General features: G+C 63.5%; 19 protein-coding genes and 1 tRNA gene. 8 read left to right on the forward strand and 12 right to left on the reverse strand.

The window, feature by feature from the left end:
• Window positions 1–73: 73 nt before the first annotated feature.
• Together BPHY_RS05020 and BPHY_RS05025 are read left to right on the forward strand one after the other, a co-directional pair.
• The gene (locus tag BPHY_RS05020) at window positions 74–562 is read left to right on the forward strand and encodes a response regulator (protein ID WP_012400397.1); all 489 of its coding nucleotides are present in this window, start codon (window positions 74–76) and stop codon (window positions 560–562) included.
• 81 nt (window positions 563–643) lie between these two features.
• Window positions 644–2635 (forward strand): hybrid sensor histidine kinase/response regulator, encoded by a 1992-nt coding sequence (locus BPHY_RS05025; protein ID WP_012400398.1) that lies wholly within the window; start codon window positions 644–646, stop codon window positions 2633–2635.
• A 107-nt stretch (window positions 2636–2742) separates the two neighbouring features.
• On the opposite strand, the gene mscL is transcribed toward BPHY_RS05025, so the two are convergent.
• The 5 genes from mscL to mfd form a co-directional block, all read right to left on the reverse strand.
• Window positions 2743–3192, reverse strand: coding sequence for a large conductance mechanosensitive channel protein MscL (gene mscL / locus BPHY_RS05030; protein WP_012400399.1), 450 nt, complete (start codon window positions 3190–3192; stop codon window positions 2743–2745).
• 188 nt (window positions 3193–3380) lie between these two features.
• Window positions 3381–4403: a threonine/serine dehydratase gene (locus BPHY_RS05035; protein WP_012400400.1), complete on the reverse strand. Its 1023-nt coding sequence runs from the start codon at window positions 4401–4403 to the stop codon at window positions 3381–3383.
• 66 nt (window positions 4404–4469) lie between these two features.
• Complete coding sequence (gene argE, locus BPHY_RS05040; protein WP_012400401.1) at window positions 4470–5729, reverse strand: acetylornithine deacetylase; 1260 nt, start codon at window positions 5727–5729, stop codon at window positions 4470–4472.
• 132 nt (window positions 5730–5861) lie between these two features.
• Window positions 5862–7040, reverse strand: a complete 1179-nt coding sequence (locus BPHY_RS05045; protein ID WP_012400402.1) for a M20 family metallopeptidase — start codon at window positions 7038–7040, stop codon at window positions 5862–5864.
• Between the two features lie 4 nt (window positions 7041–7044).
• Window positions 7045–10539, reverse strand: a complete 3495-nt coding sequence (gene mfd / locus BPHY_RS05050) for a transcription-repair coupling factor (protein WP_012400403.1) — start codon at window positions 10537–10539, stop codon at window positions 7045–7047.
• A gap of 282 nt (window positions 10540–10821) precedes the next feature.
• Between mfd and ispD the strand changes: the two genes are divergently transcribed.
• A complete protein-coding gene (gene ispD, locus BPHY_RS05055; protein ID WP_012400404.1) occupies window positions 10822–11532 on the forward strand; it encodes a 2-C-methyl-D-erythritol 4-phosphate cytidylyltransferase in 711 nt (236 codons plus the stop codon).
• 69 nt (window positions 11533–11601) lie between these two features.
• Complete coding sequence (gene ispF, locus BPHY_RS05060; protein WP_012400405.1) at window positions 11602–12081, forward strand: 2-C-methyl-D-erythritol 2,4-cyclodiphosphate synthase; 480 nt, start codon at window positions 11602–11604, stop codon at window positions 12079–12081.
• 90 nt (window positions 12082–12171) lie between these two features.
• Here ispF and BPHY_RS05065 read toward each other — a convergent pair whose 3' ends face one another.
• The 4 genes from BPHY_RS05065 to ompR form a co-directional block, all read right to left on the reverse strand.
• The gene (locus BPHY_RS05065) at window positions 12172–12696 is read right to left on the reverse strand and encodes a carboxymuconolactone decarboxylase family protein (protein WP_012400406.1); all 525 of its coding nucleotides are present in this window, start codon (window positions 12694–12696) and stop codon (window positions 12172–12174) included.
• Window positions 12697–12771: 75 nt separating this feature from the next.
• A complete protein-coding gene (locus BPHY_RS05070; RefSeq protein ID WP_012400407.1) occupies window positions 12772–13320 on the reverse strand; it encodes a peroxiredoxin in 549 nt (182 codons plus the stop codon).
• A 252-nt stretch (window positions 13321–13572) separates the two neighbouring features.
• Entirely contained in the window at window positions 13573–14922 is a 1350-nt protein-coding gene (locus BPHY_RS05075; protein WP_012400408.1) for an ATP-binding protein, read from the reverse strand.
• Between the two features lie 43 nt (window positions 14923–14965).
• A complete protein-coding gene (gene ompR / locus BPHY_RS05080) occupies window positions 14966–15700 on the reverse strand; it encodes an osmolarity response regulator transcription factor OmpR (protein WP_007585880.1) in 735 nt (244 codons plus the stop codon).
• A gap of 229 nt (window positions 15701–15929) precedes the next feature.
• On the opposite strand from ompR, the gene BPHY_RS05085 reads away from it, so the two are divergent.
• Together BPHY_RS05085 and BPHY_RS05090 are read left to right on the forward strand one after the other, a co-directional pair.
• Complete coding sequence (locus BPHY_RS05085; RefSeq protein WP_012400409.1) at window positions 15930–16265, forward strand: hypothetical protein; 336 nt, start codon at window positions 15930–15932, stop codon at window positions 16263–16265.
• 98 nt (window positions 16266–16363) lie between these two features.
• Window positions 16364–17530 (forward strand): DUF1501 domain-containing protein, encoded by a 1167-nt coding sequence (locus tag BPHY_RS05090; protein WP_012400410.1) that lies wholly within the window; start codon window positions 16364–16366, stop codon window positions 17528–17530.
• 7 nt (window positions 17531–17537) lie between these two features.
• Here BPHY_RS05090 and BPHY_RS05095 read toward each other — a convergent pair whose 3' ends face one another.
• Entirely contained in the window at window positions 17538–18371 is an 834-nt protein-coding gene (locus tag BPHY_RS05095; RefSeq protein ID WP_041763309.1) for a squalene/phytoene synthase family protein, read from the reverse strand.
• Window positions 18372–18662: 291 nt separating this feature from the next.
• On the opposite strand from BPHY_RS05095, the gene BPHY_RS05100 reads away from it, so the two are divergent.
• Window positions 18663–18749, forward strand: a tRNA-Leu gene (locus BPHY_RS05100).
• A 198-nt stretch (window positions 18750–18947) separates the two neighbouring features.
• Here the strand turns inward: BPHY_RS05100 and BPHY_RS42465 are convergent.
• Complete coding sequence (locus BPHY_RS42465) at window positions 18948–19085, reverse strand: hypothetical protein (RefSeq protein WP_167538862.1); 138 nt, start codon at window positions 19083–19085, stop codon at window positions 18948–18950.
• A 336-nt stretch (window positions 19086–19421) separates the two neighbouring features.
• Between BPHY_RS42465 and BPHY_RS43045 the strand changes: the two genes are divergently transcribed.
• A complete protein-coding gene (locus BPHY_RS43045; RefSeq protein ID WP_407671196.1) occupies window positions 19422–19811 on the forward strand; it encodes a class II aldolase/adducin family protein in 390 nt (129 codons plus the stop codon).
• A 202-nt stretch (window positions 19812–20013) separates the two neighbouring features.
• On the opposite strand, the gene BPHY_RS05110 is transcribed toward BPHY_RS43045, so the two are convergent.
• The gene (locus tag BPHY_RS05110) at window positions 20014–20469 is read right to left on the reverse strand and encodes a MarR family winged helix-turn-helix transcriptional regulator (RefSeq protein ID WP_012400413.1); all 456 of its coding nucleotides are present in this window, start codon (window positions 20467–20469) and stop codon (window positions 20014–20016) included.
• Between the last annotated feature and the right edge of the window lie 55 nt (window positions 20470–20524).

Genomic DNA, 20524 nt, shown 5'->3' on the forward strand with positions numbered 1-20524 from the left:
ACGCGGTCGCAGCCAACGGTGAACGCAAAACGCATACCGCACAACGCAGGTGCAACAAGGCGCCGGAGGGAATATGTCGCAGGAAGCGATCGGTAAGTCGGTCGGCATCGTGCTGGTCGAAGACGATGACGGGCACGCTACGCTCGTCGAGCGCAATCTGCGGCGCGCGGGTATTTCAAATGGATTTGTCCGCTTGGCCGACGGCCAGCAAGCGCTGGATTATTTCTTCGGCGAGCCGTGCGCGGGCGATCGCACAGACGGCCGACCGTCGCGCGACGAACTGGCGAATTACGTCGTGCTTCTGGATCTGAAGATGCCGCGGGTCGATGGCTTCGAGGTGCTGCGGCGGCTGAAGGCGTCGCCGTCGACGGCATCGATGCCCGTGATCGTCCTCACGACCACGGACGATCCGCGCGAAATCGAGCGCTGCTATGAACTCGGCTGCAACGTCTACATCACGAAGCCGGTCGAATACGATGCGTTTATCGAGGCCGTGCGGCGTCTCGGCTTTTTCCTGCAGGTCGTGAAGCTGCCGCCGGGCCAGCGCTATGGGCCCGCCTGAGCACCGAGGTTCGTGCCGACAGTTCACGCAGCCGGTGCACCACTGAAGTCCTCGTCCGTCCCATTGAACTGATTATCTGGCATGACAGAACACGCATTCACGGCACCCGCAGCCCTCGTGCTCGTCGTCGACGACGACGAAGGCATCTTGCGCCTCGCACGCAAGTCGCTGGAGCGCGCAGGCTGCCGGGTCGAACTGAGCAGCAGCGTCGAGGCCGCGCATCGCTCGATCGTCGCGAGTCCGCCGGATCTGATCGTGCTCGACTACCAGCTCGACGGCGCCGAGACGGGGCTCGATTTTTTCCGGCGTCTGCGCGGCGAAGGCGTGCGCATTCCCGCGATTCTCGTCACCGGCTTCACCGACGAGTCGCGCGTGATCGAAGCGTTGCGCGCGGGTGTGTCCGACGTGGTGCCGAAAGCGGGCGACTATCTCGACTATCTGCCCGAAGCCGTCGAACGGGTGCTGTCGCAAATGCGGCTGCAGCGCGAGTCCGCGGAAGCGCTGTGGCTGCGCGAGCGCGAGGCGCATTACCGGATGCTGTCGGAGGCGCTGCCACACCTCGTCTTCACGTGCAGTGCGAATGGCGATTGCGATTTCGTCTCGAAGCAATGGATCGAATACACGGGGCTGGACGGCTCGAACGCGCTGGGTCTCGCGTGGCTCGACGCCGTGCATCCCGACGAGCGCGAAGACACGCGGCGCAGTTGGCTCAGGACCGCGCGCGGCGACGGCAGCGACTTTCGCAGCGAAATCCGGATCCGGCGGCGCGACGGAATGTACCGATGGTTCGACGTGCGCATTGCCGCGGTGCGCGATGCGGGCGGCGTCATCAGCAAGTGGTTAGGCAATTGCACGGACATCCAATCGCAACGCGAAGCCATCGAGGAGCGCGAGCGCCTGCTCGCCTCCGAGCAGGCCGCACGTCAAGCGGCCGAAGAAGCGAACCGCGCAAAGGACCGCTTTCTCGCGATGCTGTCGCACGAACTGCGCACGCCGCTCACGCCCGTGCTGGCGGGCGCGCGCATGCTCGAAATCATGCCGGATCTGCCCGAGCCGGTGCGCGCGGGCGTCGTCATGATCCGCCGCAACGTCGAACTCGAAGCGCGGCTGATCGACGATCTGCTCGATCTCACGCGGGTGGCGAACGGCAAGCTGCGGCTGTCGCTGGAAACCGTCGACGTGCACGAGGTGATCGGCAGCGTGCTCGAACTGTTTCGTAGCGAGATTCAGACCAAGCAGCAGGACGTGCACGTCGACACGCGCGCGCAGCATCATTTCGTGCTCGCCGATCGCGCGCGGCTGCAGCAGATGCTATGGAACCTCATCCGCAATGCCGCGAAGTTTACGCCGGACGGCGGTCATATCTACGTGCGCACGCGTGACGAACGGATGCATGTGCAGATTTCGATCGAAGATACGGGCGTCGGAATCGAGCCGGAGCAGATCGGCAAGCTCTTCAATGCGTTCGAGCAGGGCAGTCAGAACATGTCGCGGCAGTTCGGCGGCCTGGGCCTCGGGCTCGCGATCACGAAGGCGCTCACCGACGCGCACGGCGGCACCGTGACGGCACAAAGCCCAGGCGCGCACTGCGGCGCGACGTTCACGATCACACTACCCACGGCCGAGGAGCCGCTCGCCGAACGGGCCGCGCCCGAGGCGGCGAGCGTGCAGTCGGCGGGGGGGCTGACCATCCTCCTGATTGAAGACCACGCGGACACGGCCGAAGTGATGTCGCAACTCATGCGCGCGCTCGGCCACGAAGTGACGGTGGTTGGGCGCGTGGCCGATGCGCTCGCCGCGACGCAAAGCGCCGGGTTCGATCTGATCGTCAGCGACGTCGGGCTGCCCGACGGCACGGGCCTCGATTTCATCAAGGCGTTCCGCGAAAGCGACGATGCGCCCGCCGTCGCGCTGACGGGCTTCGGCAGCGAAGAGGACATCCGGCGTTGCCTCGAAGCGGGCTTCACCTCGCATCTGACCAAGCCTGTGAATTTCTCGCAGCTCGAGCAGGTGATCGAGGGTGCAGCCGTCGCCAAGTTGCAGAAAGGGGCAGGCAAGGCACGGACGGGTTAGCGGGCGCACCGTCCGCGTTGGGTGAAAACGACAAGGGCGTGTCGATCGGCAGGCCCTGGTGTCATTCGGGGGCGGCGCCTCGCCCATGCCGCCTCAGTGTTCCGCGGTCAGACGCGCGGCGAATTTTTCAGGGAATCGCGAATTTCGCGCAGCAGCAGCACGTCTTCCGGCGTGGGCGGCGGGGCGGCCGCTTCGGCGGGTGCCGGGGCGCGCAGCTTGTTGATGAACTTGACCATCATGAAGATGATCAGCGCGAGAATCACGAAGTTGATCGCGACCGTGATGAACGAGCCATAGCCGAACGCGGCGACGCCTGCCGTCTGCAGGTCTTTGTACGAATCGGGGTTGCCCTTGAAGTTCGGGGGTATGTGCCCGAGCAGGATGAACTTGTTGGAGAAATCGAGGCCGCCCGTCGCCACGCCAACGACGGGCATGATCAGGTCCTTGACGACGGAGTTGACGATCGTCGAGAACGCGCCGCCGATGATCACACCGACCGCGAGGTCCATTACGTTGCCTTTAAGGGCAAATTCCTTGAATTCCGTGACTAAGCTCATCGGGCAGTTCTCCTTGAAGTCGATGGCGACATAATAGCCAACGATCGACGCAGCGTGAAACGATTCAGCGTCCGATCGCCATCACGCATGGAAATGGCCGGTTCGGTTGGCGGATATGTCGCAGAAGTGACGAAGAACCGTCGGTGTTTGCAAACGCCGCGCCCGCAGCAACCAGGCATATGACCGAGTCAGATTTCGGCCGCTCGCGCCTGTTCGATATGCGCGGCGAACGTGACGGGATCGGTATTGGTCCCGCACAACAGCACGCCGACCCGCTTGCCTTGCAGTTGCTCGCGCAACGGGCCCAGCAGGGCGGCCGTGGCGGCTGCGCACGCCGGTTCGACGGCAAGCTTCAGTTGCTTGAATAGCGTGAGCATCGCGGCGCGCAGCGCGTCGTCCGTGACCGTGACGAGACGGTCCATATGACGGCGGCACAGCTCGTAGCTGTATTGCTCCGTGTGCGGCGCCATCAGCGAATCGGCGATCGAATGCATATGGCTCATCTTGACGGTGTGATTCGCGGCGAAGCTGCGGTTCATCACATCCGCGCCTTCCGGCTCGACGCCGTACACGTGCACACGCGGATTCGCGAGGCGCAGCGCGGTCGAAACGCCCGCCGCGAGTCCGCCGCCGCCGATGGGCACGATCACGGCATCGAGGTCGGGTGTCTGCGTGGCCCATTCGTAGCCGAGCGTCGCAGTGCCGAGCACCGTGCGGTAGCCGTTGAACGGATGCACGAAGTGACGGCCTTCCTCGGCTTCGATGCGCCGTACGATCTCGAACGCGTCGTTCACGTTGTCCGCCATCACAACTTCCGCGCGGTACTGGCGGCACAGCGCGATTCGCGCCGGATTCGCCGCATGCATCACGACGACCTTCGCGCTAATGCCCATGCGCATTGCCGCGTACGCGACGGCCACGGCGTGATTGCCGCCCGACACGCAGGTGACGCCCGCGCTGCGTTGCGCCGCGTCGAGCGCAAGCAGATTCGTGAACGCGCCGCGCGCCTTGAAGCTGCCGCCTGCCTGTAGCAGTTCGAACTTGAAGTTGACGAGCGTGCCTTCGAGCGTCGGAAAATCCATCCGGTCGAATACGGGCGTTCGCACCACCCACGGCGTCAACGCGAAGTGCTGCGAGGCGATATCGTCGAGCGTCGGTATCGGCTCGCCGTCGATCGTGCGGTCGGTGTGGTGCGGCGTGGCAGTGGACATGGCGTGCGTACTCGCAAGTGGGTGAGGTCCGCGTTCTTGTGCCGTGTTGTTGTGCTTGTTGCCTTCTCAACTGCTTGGGTCAATGTGCGCCGCATCGACCGACATGCTGTGAATGAACTTCTCGAGGAACCGTTCGCACTGCGCGAGTTGGTCCAGCGTGACGAACTCATTTGCCTTGTGCGCCTGCTGGATGTCGCCGGGACCGCATACGATGCTCGGAATGCCCGCCAGCGAGAACAGGCCCGCTTCCGTGCCGTACGCGACCTTGCGCTTGTCCTGATCGGCGGTGAGCGCGCGCACCAGTTGCGTGATGGCCGCCTGCTCCGTTGCGTCGAGCCCAGGCGCCGCAGCGATTTTCGTGAACTCGATCGCGGCCGCTTCGTGCTCGCGCTTCATTTTGGGCAGCAGGGTTTCGCGCGCGTATTGATCGATGCGCGCGAAGATCGGCTCGGGGTCCAGCGTGGGCAGATTGCGGAACTCGAACTCGAAGCTGCATTCGGCCGGGACCGTGTTGATCGCGTTGCCGCCCTTGATCGTGCTGGTCTGCGCCGTCGTAAACGGGACGTCGTAGAGTTGATCGAACGGACCTTGATCGCGGAACTGGTCGGCCATGTCGCGGATGAAGCAGATCAGGCGCGCCGCATATTCGATCGCGTTCAAGCCCTTCGGCGTCAGCGACGAATGCGCCGCGAAGCCGCGCACGCAGCACTGGTACGCATTGATGCCCTTGTGCGCGATGATGGGGCGCATGCTGGTCGGCTCGCCGACAATGCAGCCGTCCGGCTTGATGCCGCGTTTCATCAGATCGGCGATCATCAGCGGCGCGCCTACGCAGCCTACTTCTTCGTCGAACGAGAACGCGAGGTGGATCGGCTTGGCGAGCTTCGTCTGCTGCATCCGCGGCACGAGCGTCAATGCTGCGCCGATAAAGCCTTTCATGTCGCACGTGCCACGCCCATAAAGCTTGTCGCCGCGCACTTCCGGCTTGAAGGGATCGCTGTCCCACTTCTGGCCGTCGACGGGCACGACGTCCGTATGGCCCGATAGCACGATCCCGCCCTGGGTCTCGCCGTCATGCGCCGGAATGGTCGCGAACAGGTTCGCCCACTTGCCGCTTTCGTCGTGCGTGAGCGTCGCTTCGATACCGCGCTCGCGCAGCGAATCGCGCACTGTTTCAATCAGTCCGAGATTCGGATTGCGGCTGACCGTGTCCATCGACACGAGACGCGTGACCCAGGGAAGCGAAGCGGGAGACGAAGCGCGGGCGGAATCGGCGGAAGGCGGGGACGTTTGTGCGGACAGCGCTTTGTCAGCGACCAGTGACATGACATGAACTCCAGCTTGAGTGTGTTTCGATGATACCCAAAAACCGCTCGACCAGCCAAAGCTCATCGCGGCAGACGCCCGTACGGCGGGGCTTTGCGCGATGCAGCAACGGCACGTGAGCGGCAGGGGCCGTCAGTTCGCGGCGGCAAGCAACGCGAGCAGCGCACGTTCGTAAATGCGGTAGACGGGCGCAATGGAAGCGAGTTCGATGCGTTCGTCGGCCGCGTGGATGCCGGCGCATTGCACGCCGAAGCCGCACAGCGCGGGAATGCCCAGCGACGCGAGGTAGTTGCCGATGTTCGACGGCCCGGCGACGACGCACGCCCGTTTCGCGCCCAGTTCGTCGTTTGCCGCGTGATACAGCGCACTCGCGAGCGGATGTGAATCCGTCATGCGATACGCAGGCCAGCCGGGTAGCCATTCGATCGACGTCGCGAGCGACGCGTCGTAGGTCGCATCCTGTTCGCGAACCATGCCTTCGATCACGCGCTGAGCGTGCGCGGCATCGAAGTCCGGCGTGAGGCGGCAATCGATGTCGAGTTCGCAGCGTTCGGGAACGCGGGTGAAGGTGCCGTCGCCCGCGCGAATGCCCGTGACGGTGAGTTGGGCAGCGCGTCCGAAGGCGTGATCGAAGGGCAGTGACGTGTCGCTCAACGCCGCAGCGAGGCGCGCGCCGCGTGTCGCCGCGTTGAGTCCGCGCGTGCTGCTCGCGCCCGAATGCGCCGCGACGCCGCGCACGACCAGTTTCGCGCGCATGAATCCGCGCGCGCCGACCACGATGCGGTCGATACCCGGATAGCCGATGAATACGCCGTCGGGTTTGGGCGCGCTCGTTTCGTCGAAGAACGCGCGGGCGCCCCCGAAACGGCCCGTGTGCTCGTCGAGATCGAACAGCACGCCGAGCGTACCCGCGAATGAATCGGCGCGCCGCGCGAACGCGACGGCGAGGTGCGCGAAGATCGCGACGGCCGCCTTGCTGTCGGCGCTGCCGCGTCCATGCAGCCAGCCGTCGACCACCTGCGCGCTGAGCGGCGGCCAGGTCCAGGTCGATTCGTCGCCGAAGCCGGCCGTGTCGAGCGTCGCGTTGAGCACGTAATGCGGGCGCGGCGAGGCGCCGCGGATTTCGGCGTAGAGCGCGAGCGGTTCGCCATCGGCGCAAAGCAGGCGGCGCGTGCCGACCCCGCGTGCGGCGAACCACGCTTCGACGCATTCGAGCACGGGCGTGCACGCATCGATGCCGCCGCGGCTCGGCAGGCGCACGAGCGCCGTCAACAGTTCGACGATGGATGCCGTGTCGACCGCGTCCGTCATGCCGCTAGCGCGACGACGCCACGCGCTGATCCGCGGCGCCCCTGGACGGTGTGCCGAGCGCGCGCAGCGTCTCCTTCACGGTCGCGACGCGCACCGTGAAATCGGGACTGCGCGTTTCGATGCGCAGCTTGTCCTGACCCGCGAGCTTGATGTGCTTATGCTTCTGAACCATCTCGATGATCCGCATCGCGTCGATGGGCGGATTCGGGATGAACTGCAGGCCGATCACAGCCTCGCCCGCGTCGATCTTCGAAATGCCGAGCGGCTTGGCGGCCAGGCGCAAGCGGTGTGTTTCGACGAGCGCATGCGCTTGCGGCGGCATCTTGCCGAAACGGTCGATCAATTCTTCCTGAATGCCGTCGATCGAATCGTTGTGCTCGCAGTTCGCGAGACGCTTGTACAGCGACAGACGCTCCTGCACGTCGCCGCAATAGTCGGCGGGAAGAATCGCGGGCGTATGCAGGTTGATCTCCGTCGTGGCCGCCAGTGGCGCCGTGAGGTCCGGCTCCTTGCCGTTTTTCAGCGCCTTTACCGCGTCGTTCAGCATGTCGGTATAGAGCTGGAAACCGATCTCGTGAATCTCGCCCGACTGTTTGTCGCCGAGCACTTCCCCCGTGCCGCGGATTTCGAGGTCGTGCATCGCCAGATAGAAGCCGGCACCGAGCTCTTCCATCTGCTGGATCGCTTCGAGACGTCGTTGCGCCTGCTTCGTGAGACCTTGCGGATCGTGCACGAGCAGATACGAGTACGCCTGGTGATGCGAGCGCCCGACACGCCCGCGCAACTGGTGAAGTTGCGCAAGACCGAATTTGTCGGCGCGATGAATCAGGATCGTGTTCGCGCTCGGCACGTCGATACCCGTTTCGATGATCGTGGTACACAGCAGCACGTTCGCGCGTTGCGCCACGAAATCGCGCATCACGCGTTCGAGTTCGCGCTCGTGCATCTGGCCGTGCGCCACCGCGATGCGCGCTTCGGGCACGAGCGCTTCGAGCATCTGGCGGCGGTTTTCGATGGTTTCGACCTCGTTGTGCAGGAAGTACACCTGGCCGCCGCGCTTCAGTTCGCGCAGCATGGCTTCGCGGATCACGCCGTCTTCCTCGCGCCGCACGAAGGTCTTGATCGCGAGGCGCTTTTGCGGCGCTGTGGCGATCACGGAGAAGTCGCGCAGACCTTCGAGCGCCATGCCGAGCGTACGCGGAATTGGCGTCGCGGTGAGCGTCAGCACATCGACTTCGGCACGCAGCGCTTTGAGCGCTTCCTTCTGGCGCACGCCGAAACGGTGCTCCTCGTCGATGATCACGAGCCCGAGCCGCTTGAACTGCACATCCGACGAGAGCAGCTTGTGCGTGCCGATCACGATATCGACGCTGCCTTCGTTGATCTGCTGGATCGACGCGCTGACTTCCTTGCCCGTCTTGAAGCGCGACAATTCGGCGATGCGCACCGGCCAGTCGGAGAAGCGGTCGGTGAAGGTCTGCGTGTGCTGTTCGGCGAGCAGCGTGGTGGGCGAGAGCAGCGCGACCTGCTTGCCGCCCATCACCGCGATGAAGGCCGCGCGCAACGCGACTTCCGTCTTGCCGAAACCGACGTCGCCGCACACGAGGCGATCCATCGGCTTGCCGCTTGTCATGTCGCCGATCACGGCGGCGATCGCGGCCGCCTGGTCAGGCGTTTCCTCGAAGCCGAAACTTTCCGCGAATTTCACGTAGTCGCGCGGATCAAGCGGGAAGGCATGGCCTTCGCGCATGGCACGGCGAGCGTACAGGTTCAGGAGTTCGGCCGCCGTATCGCGGATCTGCTGAGCAGCCTTGCGCTTCGCCTTTTCCCACTGTCCCGAGCCGAGTGCGTGCAGCGGCGCACTGTCGGGATCGGCGCCGCTGTAGCGCGAAATGACGTGCAACTGCGACACGGGCACGTAGAGCTTGCTGTCGCCCTGGTATTCGAGGTGCAGGAACTCGGTTTCGCCTTCACCGAGGTCCATCGTCACGAGGCCCATGTAGCGGCCGATGCCGTGCTGCGAATGCACGACGGGGTCGCCGACCTTCAGCTCCGACAGATCGCGCACCATCGAATCGACGTTGCTCGCCTGTTCCTGGCGGCGTCGTCCCGTCTTGCGCGCGAGCGGGCCGTACAGTTCCGTTTCCGTCAGGAACGCGACGCCTTCGGAGGGGATCGCAAACCCGTTTGAGAGCGGCGCGACGCTGAGCGCGAACCGCGCGTCGGACGTCAGCCAGTCTTCGTAGCCGTCGGCGGACGCGGGGTGCAGGTCGTTGTCGGCCAGCAATTGTGCGATCGTTTCCCGGCGGCCCGCCGATTCCGCCGCCAACAGCACGCGGTTCGGCGTCGTGTCGAGCCACGCGCGCAACGCGGAGACGGGGTCGTCGGCGTGGCGGTCGATGGCGAGATTGGGCAGCGGCACGGCCCAGCCTCCGCCCGCGTTGCCGGGCAGCGACAGGCGCGCGAACGGCTTGGCGAACGTGTAGAAATCGTCGTCCGACAGGAACAGGCGCTTCGGTTCGAGAATCGGCCGGTCGCGGTCGTGCGACAGAAAGCCGTAGCGTTGTTTGGTGTCCGCCGTGAAGCGCCGGATGGCGGCGTCCAGATCGCCGACGAACACCAGTTGCGCAGCCTCGGGCAGATAGTGAAAGAGCGTCGCGGTCTCTTCGAAGAAGAGGGGCAGATAGTATTCGATGCCCGCCGACGGCACGCCGTTGCCTATGTCCTTATAGATCGACGCGCGGCTCGGATCGCCTTCGAACACCTCCCGCCAGCGGCTGCGAAACGCGGTGCGCGCGGCTTCGTCGAACGGAAACTCACGGCCCGGCAACAGGCGCACGTCCTTCACGGGATACAGGCTGCGCTGCGAATCGGGATCGAACGCGCGGATGGAGTCCACCTGATCGTCAAACAGGTCGATCCGGTACGGCAGCGGCGAGCCCATCGGAAAGAGGTCGATCAGCGAGCCGCGTACGCAGTATTCGCCCGGCCGCACGACCTGGCTCACGTGTTCATAGCCGGCGAGCGTCAGCTGTGCCTTCAGCTTCGCTTCGTCGAGACGCTCGCCCTGCGAGAAGGAAAACGTGTATGCGGCCATGAACGAGGCGGGCGGCATCCGGTAGAGCGCGGTCGTCGCCGGGACCAGCAGGATATCGCAACGGCCTTCGCCGAGATCGTGCAGGGTAGCGAGCCGCTCGGACACGAGATCCTGGTGCGGCGAGAACGAGTCGTACGGCAGCGTTTCCCAGTCGGGCAGCAGACGGATGCGCGCATCCGGCGCGAAGAACGCGAGTTCCTGCGACAGCCGCTGCGCATCGACGGCACTCGCGCAGACGACGGCGAGCAGCGGCATCTGCGCCTTGTGCGCGGTGTGATAGCGGGCGATCAGCAGCGCGTCGGACGAGCCGTGCGTGCCATCGAACACGAAACGCTGGCCGGCTTTGACCAGCGCGACAGGGGTTGAAGAAGCGGACTGCGTGGATGCGGCGATGTCGGGCATAACAAGGAAACGGCCTTTGGGTGACGCCAATGAGCGACGGATCAACGGTCGACTGCAAATATAGATGCAACGGTCTACAGCAAACGGACGGCCAGCGGGATAGCCAGTGGCTCGCAACGCTCCGATGACAGCCGCCAGCGGACGCCGGTTTGGCGCGTCGCCGGAGGGCACGAGCGGCAAGCCATCGACAGGCAATCGACAAGTTTAAGCGTGCCGGGGCGTGCGTGCCGAAGACCTATTATAAAATCCGTCCTTCACTTTGACCTGCAACGCGCCCGTTCTGTGACTTCCCGCCTCTTTGCACTGATTCCCTGCGCCGGCACCGGCAGCCGTTCGGGCGCTCCGATGCCCAAGCAATATCGCACCGTCGCGGGCCGCGACATGCTGCATTATTCGCTGGCCGCGTTCGACGCCTGCAGCGAGTTCGCGCAGACGCTCGTCGTGATCGCGCCCGACGACCAGCACTTCGACGCGCGCCGCTTTGGCGGCCTGCGCTTTGCCGTGCAACGCTGCGGCGGCGCATCGCGGCAGGCGTCGGTGCTCAACGGTCTGCACGCGCTCGCCGGCTTTGGTGCACACGACGACGACTGGGTGCTCGTGCACGACGCGGCGCGGCCCGGCATCACGCCCGCGCTGATACGCGCGCTGGTCGGCGCGCTGAAGGACGACGCCGTGGGCGGCATCATGGCGTTGCCCGTGGCCGACACGCTCAAGCGCGTGGCGCCCGGCACCGACAACCGCATCGATCACACCGAACCGCGCGACGGCCTGTGGCAGGCGCAAACGCCGCAGATGTTCCGCATCGGCATGTTGCGCGACGCGATTCTGCGCGCGCAAAGCGACGGGCACGATCTCACCGACGAAGCCAGCGCCATCGAATGGAGCGGGCACGCACCCAGACTGGTTCAGGGCAGCTTGCGCAATTTCAAGGTTACCTATCCGGAAGACTTCGATCTGGCCGAAGCTATCCTCGGACGCGGCGCGGCGGGCTGACTCACGCGCTCATCGCGTCGGCTTCGCGCCGACCATAACGCTTTCACGAAACAACGGAACCTCACGCATATGGATTTGAGAATCGGACAAGGCTATGACGTTCACGCACTGGTGCCGGGACGACCGCTCATCATCGGGGGCGTGACGATTCCCTACGAGCGCGGACTGCTCGGCCATTCGGATGCCGACGTGCTGCTGCACGCGATTACCGACGCATTGTTCGGCGCCGCCGCGCTCGGCGACATCGGCCGTCATTTCCCGGATACCGCGACGGAATTCAAAGGCGCGAACAGCCGCGTACTGCTGCGCGAATGCGCGGCGCGCATCGCAAGGGCGGGCTTCACGATCCAGAACGTCGACAGCACCGTGATCGCGCAGGCGCCGAAGCTCGCGCCGCATATCGACGGGATGCGCGCGAATATCGCCGAAGACCTCAACCTGCCCATCGACCGCGTCAACGTAAAGGCGAAGACGAACGAGAAGCTCGGCTATCTCGGACGAGGCGAGGGCATCGAAGCGCAGGCGGCCGCGCTGCTGGTGCGCGTCTGAATTTTCGCGGGTCAGGAAGCATATCGAGCGCCCGCAGAAGCGACAACGCCACGCAGATCGCGTGGCGTTTTTCACAAATCGAAGCTTCGCTCACTTGTCTTCTGCGACGATCACCTGTGTCGCCGCGTTGACGACAGCCGCGATCCGGCCGACATCCCGGAGTTGCGTCGAGCTCATGCCTTCCTTGACCAGTGTGTCGAAATGCGACTTCACGCAGAAGTGGCACTTGCCGATGATCGACGCCGCTAGCGCGTACATCTCGAAGCGGCGTTTGTCGACGCCGCCATGCGTTGCGTAAGCGTTCATCCGTAAGCCCGCCGGCTGGGATTTCAGATCGGCGCTGTCCGTCATCTCGACGTACGGATACCAAACGTTGTTCATACCCATCAGCGCGGCGGCCGTCAGCGCGCCGTTCACTTCCTCGGGCGATAGCACGCCCGCTTCGCGGATCGCTGCGATGATCTTCGGGCTCTTCGCAGCGAACGCCGCGGCTAGCGCGACACCGACGGCGTCGTTGCCTTCCAGCGACGAGCGCGCGATCGTGCCATCCAGATTCAGGCGAATGTCCTTGGCGTAGTCGGGAATTGCTTCCTTAATCGTCGCGATGAATTCCATCGATATCTCCTATCAGGTTGCCGATAAAAAAGCCCGCTTGCCTTTCGAGCCTAGCGGGCTTTCGACCACACATTCTTACAGCGTTGCACCGCCGACTGCGCGGTTGCACGGGCACAGCTCGTCCGTCTGCAGGCCGTCCAGAATGCGCAGGACCTCTTCCGGATTACGGCCGACGTTCAGGTTATTCACCGACACGTGCTGGATCGTGTTGTCCGGATCGACAATGAACGTCGCGCGCAGTGCGACGCCTGCTTCCTTGTCGCGCACGCCGAGCTGGTCGATCAGTTCGCCCTTCACGTCGCCAAAGGCGTAGTGGTTCAGTTTGTTCAGGTCCTTGTGCTCGCGGCGCCAGGCGAGCTTGACGAACTCGTTGTCGACGCTGCCGCCGAGCAGAACGGCATCGCGCTCTTCGAAGTCCTTCACCAGCTTGCCGAATTCGACGATTTCCGTGGGGCAAACGAACGTGAAGTCCTTCGGGTAGAAATAGATGATTTTCCACTTGCCCGGGAACGACGATTCGGTGATTTCTTCGAACGCCGACACGCCGTTCTCTTCGTGGTGATTGAAACCCGGCTTGGCAGCGGTGACGGTGAAAGCTTCGAGTTTATCGCCGACAGTTTTCATGCGCATGCTCCTTGAAAATTGGCAAATGAGATTCGTCGCACAACCTGCTCAACACTACCTGCTGGCTGTAACGAAGGCGTTACACGAGAAAACTATAACTCTATTAATCAATGTGCTCAATAGGTTTTGACTAATGAAATGAATAGATTTTCTCAAATAGGTCGATATTGCAGTTTATGAATATTCGTCTGCGCGAAATGGGAGAAAAAAATGCCGAAATCGCAGTGGTGTTTCGAACGTGCGATGAGCCCGTCAGATGCTCTTCGCCAGTGGAAACTCGATCGTCACTTCCAGGCCGGGCAGCGGTGTGCGGTTGCGCAGACGGAGCGCGCCGCGATAACGCCCGACGAGCCGCTGCACGATCGCCATGCCGAGCCCGGTGCCGTTCGCCTGCGTGCGCGCCGAATTCACGCGATAAAACGGGCGCGTGACGAGCGGAAGCTGGTCTTCCGGAATGCCGGGACCTTCGTCGACCACCGACAGCTCGACGCGCGAATGCGACACGCGCGTTTCCAGGATGACATGCGGAATGCCGTCGGCCTCGGACAAGCCGTACTTGCGCGCGTTCTCGATCAGATTGCCGACGACGCGCCGGATATCCGTTTCGTCTGCCTCGATCACTGCAGATGGAGCAAGCCGCGTGACCAGCCGCATGCCGTCTTCGCTCGACATGCGCGCAGCCAGTTCTCCTGCGATCACTGAAAGGTCGACAGGTTCCGGATTTCTCTGTACCGGACGCGCGTAATCGAGGAAGCGCCCGATGATCATGTCCATCTGTTCGATGTCGTCGATCATCGCGTCCTTGGTCGCCTGGTCCGACGGACTCATTTCCGTTTCCAGACGCAGGCGGGCAAGCGGCGTGCGCAGATCGTGCGAAATGCCCGCGAGCATCAACGCTCGGTCCGCATCGAGCTGCTCGAGATCCTGCACCATCTGGTTGAAGCTTCGGTTGGTTTCGGCGGCAACGCCCATGCCGCGTTCGGGCAATTTCTCGGGCGCCTGACCAGAACCGACTTTGCGCGCGGCCATCGCGAGGCGCGCGAACGGCCGGTTCACCAGGCTCGTGATGAACGCTGCGCCGAACAGCGACAGCGCCAGCGCAAAAATACCCCAGCCGGCCCATTGCAGGCCCGTCACACTGTCGAGTTGATCGCGGTCGAGCGCGACCCAGTAGTCATCGTCGTCGATCTTGAAGCTGATCCATACGCCGGGAATGTCGTTGACCGACTGCGCGATGATGGTGTCGTCGCCGAGACGCCCGCGTATGTCATGCTCGATCAAACGATTGAGCGATTCGTCGGGCTGAAGTTTGTATTTGTCAGTGGTTTCGCGCGGGTACACGCGCACGCCTTCGTTGCTTTCCAGGTCCTGCAGCAGCGCGCGCCGCAGGTCGGGATCGGAATAGAGGAGTGCGGTGCGCGTGAGCTTCACGATCGCGACGAGTTGCAGCGCGACACGCTGCGCGCGCGGCTCGCGCTCGATCACCCGGAAGCTCTGAAACCATGCGGCGAGACTGACCGCGATCAGGAGCGCGATCAGCAGGAACGTTCGCCAGAACAGACCGCCGAATGCGAGCGTCAGTAGGCGCCGGTCGATCCGCATGCGGCCTTCGTGTCAAAAAAGAGAGACAACTGGAACGGCAAACTCAGGCGGCGCCGTCGGGAATGAACACGTAGCCGAGACCCCACACCGTCTGGATGAAGCGCGGGCTGCCCGGATCCGGTTCGATCAGTTTCCGCAGACGGGAGATCTGCACGTCGAGACTGCGGTCGAAAACTTCATATTCACGGCCGCGCGCGAGTTCCATCAGCTTTTCGCGCGACAGCGGTTGGCGCGGATGACGCGCGAACACCTTCAGAACGGAAAACTCGCCCGTCGTCAGGGGAATTTCCTGGCCGGCCTTGGTGAGCGTTCGCGTTGCGAGGTTCAGCGCGAACTCGCCGAACTCGAACACTTCGGAGGTTTCCGACGGCGCGCCCGGCAGTTCGGACGGCGACTGGCGACGCAGCACCGCGTGAATGCGCGCGACGAGCTCGCGCGGATTGAATGGCTTCGGCAGATAGTCGTCGGCGCCCATTTCCAGGCCAACGATGCGATCCACGTCCTCACCCTTGGCCGTCAACATGATGATCGGCGTGCGGTCGTTGCTGCCACGCAGCCGCCGGCAGATTGAAAGACCGTCTTCCCCCGGCAGCATCAGATCGAGCACCAGCAGATCGAAACGTTCGCGCACCCACAGCTTGTTCATCGACGGTGCGTTTTCGGCTACATAAACGTTAAACCCCTGCTCGCCGAGGTAACGGCGCAGCAGGTCACGCAGACGCGGGTCGTCATCGACGACGAGGATTTTCGAAGGGTTTTTGGTTTCCATGGTCGGCATCTTAGCGCGATTAGAAAGAGGTGCGCGTTTGCACCATTTATCACGTAACAGTCAGTTACAAAATTTACCCGGCCTGTGGCACGGCGTAAAGCCTCGGCGCTTACACTCCTTTACTGTTTGCGCCAGTTCGGTAGATACTTCACTCGAATAAAGCTCTCGCACCCGGTTTCAAGCCGGAGTCAATACACGTATCTGAGGTTGCCGGTTGCCGCGCCAAGAAGGGAACAAGATGAAGGGAGGGGTCTGGCCGAACATGCGCCTGAGCGTGATCGCAGTAGCTGTTGCGATCGTGTTCGCTAGCGCGTTGAGCCCGGTCTCCGCCTATGCCGATTCCTCGACGGAACGCAATACCGACACGCGCCCGCCCCAGCGTCCGCACATGCGCCAGGGGCGCCAGCCCCGCAATCCCAACACTGACAGTTCCGCATCGGACACGATGATGCGCACGACCGCCGTGCCGCCCGATCTGGACCAGCGTCGGCGCGACGGACATATGACGCCGGAAGAACGGCGTCTATTGCGCCAGCATATCGAAGACGCCGTCCGCGAACTGTACAAGCGCTGACACCTGGCTTCCGCGCGCAGGGTTTCGTCATCGAAGCTTGAACGTGGTGGCTGCCTGCCGGCGGCAGCAACAGCCGTGATCAATCCCGGGAGGCGTAGGTGAAACGACGCGACTTCATATCGATGGCAGCGGCGGCAGGTGCCTCCTTGTCGGTGTCGCGCGTATTCGCGACGCCACAGACCGGTGGCGGCATATTGCCGCAACTGCATGCACGCAAAACCGCTCGCGACGCGTTCGGCAAGCTGTTGATCCTGATCGAACTCAAGGGCGGCAACGACGGACTGAACACCGTCATTCCTTTTACCGATTCCAGGTACTACGCGCTGCGCACGCACATCGCGATACCGCGCAATCGTGGGCTTGCGATAGATGGTCGAACCGCGCTGCATCCGGCGATGCGTGAACTGCTTCCTTTGTGGCGCGATGGGCAACTGGCTGTCGTGCAGGGCGTCGGTTGCGGGCGCGACGATGCATCGCATTTTCGTTCGACGGAGATCTGGCATACGGCGTCGCGCGCCGACGAATATCGGCGCGATGGCTGGCTGACGCGTGTCGCCGTGCAGTGCGGCGCTGTGAACGGGCGCTTCGCGGCGGCGTCGTTCGGCAGTGACGAGCCGGGGCCATTTGCGCAATTGGCGCATCGCTGCGGGGACGAACATTCGTGGTCACGTGTCGACGACCCCGACACCTTGGCTCACGTCGGTCGGCCGGATGTGGGCGAGGGTGCGGGGGATCGCGTTCCGGGCACGACGCTCGATGCAGCGCACGCCGGCGTGCGCTTGTTTCGCGATTCGATCGCGGCAGCGCTGCGCACGGTCGATATGATGCAGCCGCATATGCGCGGTGCGATTCGCGTGACGCTCGATGGCTTCGACACACATCGGAACCAGCTGACCCGGCATGCGGCATTGCTCGCTCAACTGGCGGGAAGTTGTGCAACGCTTCGCGAGGAACTCGTGCGGCGCGGTCGTTGGCACGACACGCTCGTGATGACGTATTCGGAATTTGGCCGGTCCGCACGCGAGAACGTTGATCGCGGCACTGAGCATGGCGGCGCCGCTGCACACTTCGTGATGGGGGGCGGCGTGCGCGGCGGCGTGTATGGGCAGCCGCCCGATCTGACGAGACTCGATGCCGATGGCAGGCTGCCCGTCGAAGTCGACTTCAGGCGGCTCTACGCGACGGCGCTCGCGTCATTCTGGAAGCTGGACGCGAACGCGGTGCTGCGCGACGCGGTGCAGCCGCTCCCGCTCATGCGAGTGTGAGCTCGCTTTAGTGTTTGCGTGCCGCGCGCCACGCGACCCATAACTTGCGGATCGGCGTGAGCGCGATGCGCTGATGCAGCACATGGTAGCCGTCGCGTTCGATTTCATCGAGCAACGCCAGCGCCAGCGCTGCCAGCGCGCGCAGCGTGCTTTGCGAGTGGCGCTCGCCGACGGGGAGTGCGTCGAGCGCCTTGCGAATCGCGTCGCGTGCGCGCGCCGTCTGAAAGCGCATCATCTCGGTGAACGCGTCCGTGTATTTTCGGTTGATCAGATCCGCGGCCGTCACGTTGAAGCGCTGCATCTCGTCGATGGGGATGTAGATGCGTCCGTGCCGCGCGTCGTTGCCGAGCTCCACGACGATCTGCGCGAGCATCAACGCTTCGCCGAGCGGCGCAGCCCACGACGCCGCCTGCGACGGCTCGTGCGCCGTTGCGCGGGCGACGACGGACGCGAAGGTGCCGCCGACGCCCGCCATGTAGCGCCGTAAGTTCGGATAGTCAAGATAGCGCGCCTGGTCGAGATCCATCTCGAACCCCGCGATTATGCCCTGCAGCGCGGGATACTCCGCCTGCACGTCGGGCAAATGCGCGGCGAGTGCCTGCGAGACGGGGTGCGTCGGCTCGCCGGCCGCGAGCGCCGCTGCTTCCTTTTGCCACCACGCCAGCTTCGTGCGGCCGATGGTCGGGTCCGTCGTTTCCTTCACCGTCTCTTCGAACTCGCGACGCAGTGCGAACAGCGCGGTGAGCAGCGGCTGCCGCGCGACGGGCGCCTGACGCAACGCGTAGTAAGTGCTCGAACCGGGGGGCGCTGCTTTCTGCTGGCAATATTCGTCGAAATTCACGGGATTGGCTTGTGGGGAAAGGAGCCGCGCACGGCTGTGCGTGAGGTGTGCACGAAAGACCGAAAATTGTAGCATCGACGGTATTCGACAGATGCAGACAAGCGCAGGGCAATCGGTTAGAATCTCGCGCTTACGCTTTCGGACCCGCTTTTTTGCGCGGGCGTTCGCGGTGGTCCTGAGTCTGATCCGGCCGGGTCGGAGTTGTCCACACGAATGACATCGCGATAAAGAACGCGGCGGACGGCAGCCAGCAAGACATCGGTGCTGCATGCTTCCGGCGTGCGCCCGGCTGCGAGGATGGCGAAATTGGTAGACGCACCAGGTTTAGGTCCTGACGCCCGCAAGGGTGTAGGGGTTCGAGTCCCCTTCCTCGCACCAGTTTTTATTCGTAGTGCCGTACACAAAAACCCCGCCTGTCTTATAACTCGCGGGGTTTTTGTTTTCGAGGGTGTTTCGGGTCAATGATGTCCGTGATCCCGGCGTCGGCCCGCCAATCCGGCGCACTCGAAACGGCGCACACAAAACCCCGCACGAAGGCGGGGTTTTCATGCATCGAACCGACGCTGCATGGCCTCTTTAGTGGCAGCGCTTTTCCCAGTGATGATGCACGTGCACCTTGTGGCATTCATGGTGATGGTGGTCGTTTGCGAATGCCGACGACATGCTCATGAAGCCAGCGGCAGCAGCGACCAGTGTCAGAACAACCTTCTTCATTATTGATCCTCGAAGTGAGAGTGAAAGCGAGCGGCGATCGTAGCAAGCCAGCATTACGATTTGCTTGAAACTGGCCGGTCGATACGCGCCACACGCGATACGTTCTGTTGCTCTCTGCGTCATCGAGTGTTCCCTCATCTGGTTGCATGCGCAACCAGATTCTCCTGTAGCGCTTCCGACCATACGCGGTGGTTGACATCGGAGCGCGCAATGTCCACAACCGGCGTTCGACCAGGCTTGGACATCGATGAGCGTGCCGGCGCCAAACGCGCACGGCGCATCTGCCTCACGGGCGCGATCGGGCGCTCGCGATGCATGGATGAACCGAGCTGACCCATTGATCTACAACCACGTCGCCGTGCGCGTGCACGGTACGCAACGCGACCTTCTGATCGATCCGTTCGGTTTGCCTTACACGGGGCGAGGGCGTCGAATCGGGTAAAGATCGATGTCGACGGGAATGTGCGCGATGGCTCGCCGCACCCTGTGAATCGTGCGGGATTTGTCGTGCAAGCAGCGATACATCGCGCGCTTGCGGATGCACACTGCGTGATGCACACGCATACGACAGGGGCGCGGTCGCTTGTCCGCAGGCGGACTACACCAACAACCATTCATCAGCGCAACCGCACGACATCGCCGCGTATCACGACTCCGGAGGCATCAACGTACGCGTCGATGAAGGGCAGCACCTTGCTGCGAGTCTCGGCGGCAAGCGACTGCTGATTTTGCCAACCTCGGCTTGCTATCGGGAACCGATGCACACACGATCGCGCCTGCGAAATTCAACTGTCGACAGCGACGCACGCCCTGCGCGTGCTTCGCGCGGCGGGCTTGGGAATGAGCGTTTAAGGAATTAGGCAACGAGGGAGTCAACGGCGCCGCGCAAGCGCCGACACTGGAGCAACCCGGACTTCGTCTGTCCTGACTACGCTGCGTTGCGCGCGATGGCGGCTTCGATCACCTTGTCGAGCGCCTCGCTGAGCGCGACCCTCTCGCGATCGTCGAGGCAGTCGAACAGATCGATGTTCCACTTGCGCGCGATGGGCATCACTTTGCGATAGAGCGCCCGGCCTTCCGCGGTCAGCGATACGAGCACCACGCGGCCGTCTTCCGCGCTCGCTTCGCGTTGCACGAGGCCTTGTCTGATCAACGCCTCGGCTGCGCGGCTCGCCTGACTTTTGTCGAGGTTCGCGTGGCGCGCGAGATCCATGATCGAGAATGGCCCGAACGATCCGACCGATGCAATCACGCGCGCCTCTGGCAGCGTCACGTCCAGCTTGGCCATATACCGTTCGCTGATGCCCCGCTCGGAAAGTTTGTTCAGCACGTGCAGACGATACGTCAGAAACTGTTCGAGTCCGGCTTTGTCGGAGGCCTTCATGGTCTTCCTGTTGTGAGTGGATGCAGTCCCGCGATGTGATTGTTGCTGCATCCGC

The sequence above is a fragment of the Paraburkholderia phymatum STM815 genome (assembly GCF_000020045.1).
Lineage (GTDB): Bacteria > Pseudomonadota > Gammaproteobacteria > Burkholderiales > Burkholderiaceae > Paraburkholderia > Paraburkholderia phymatum.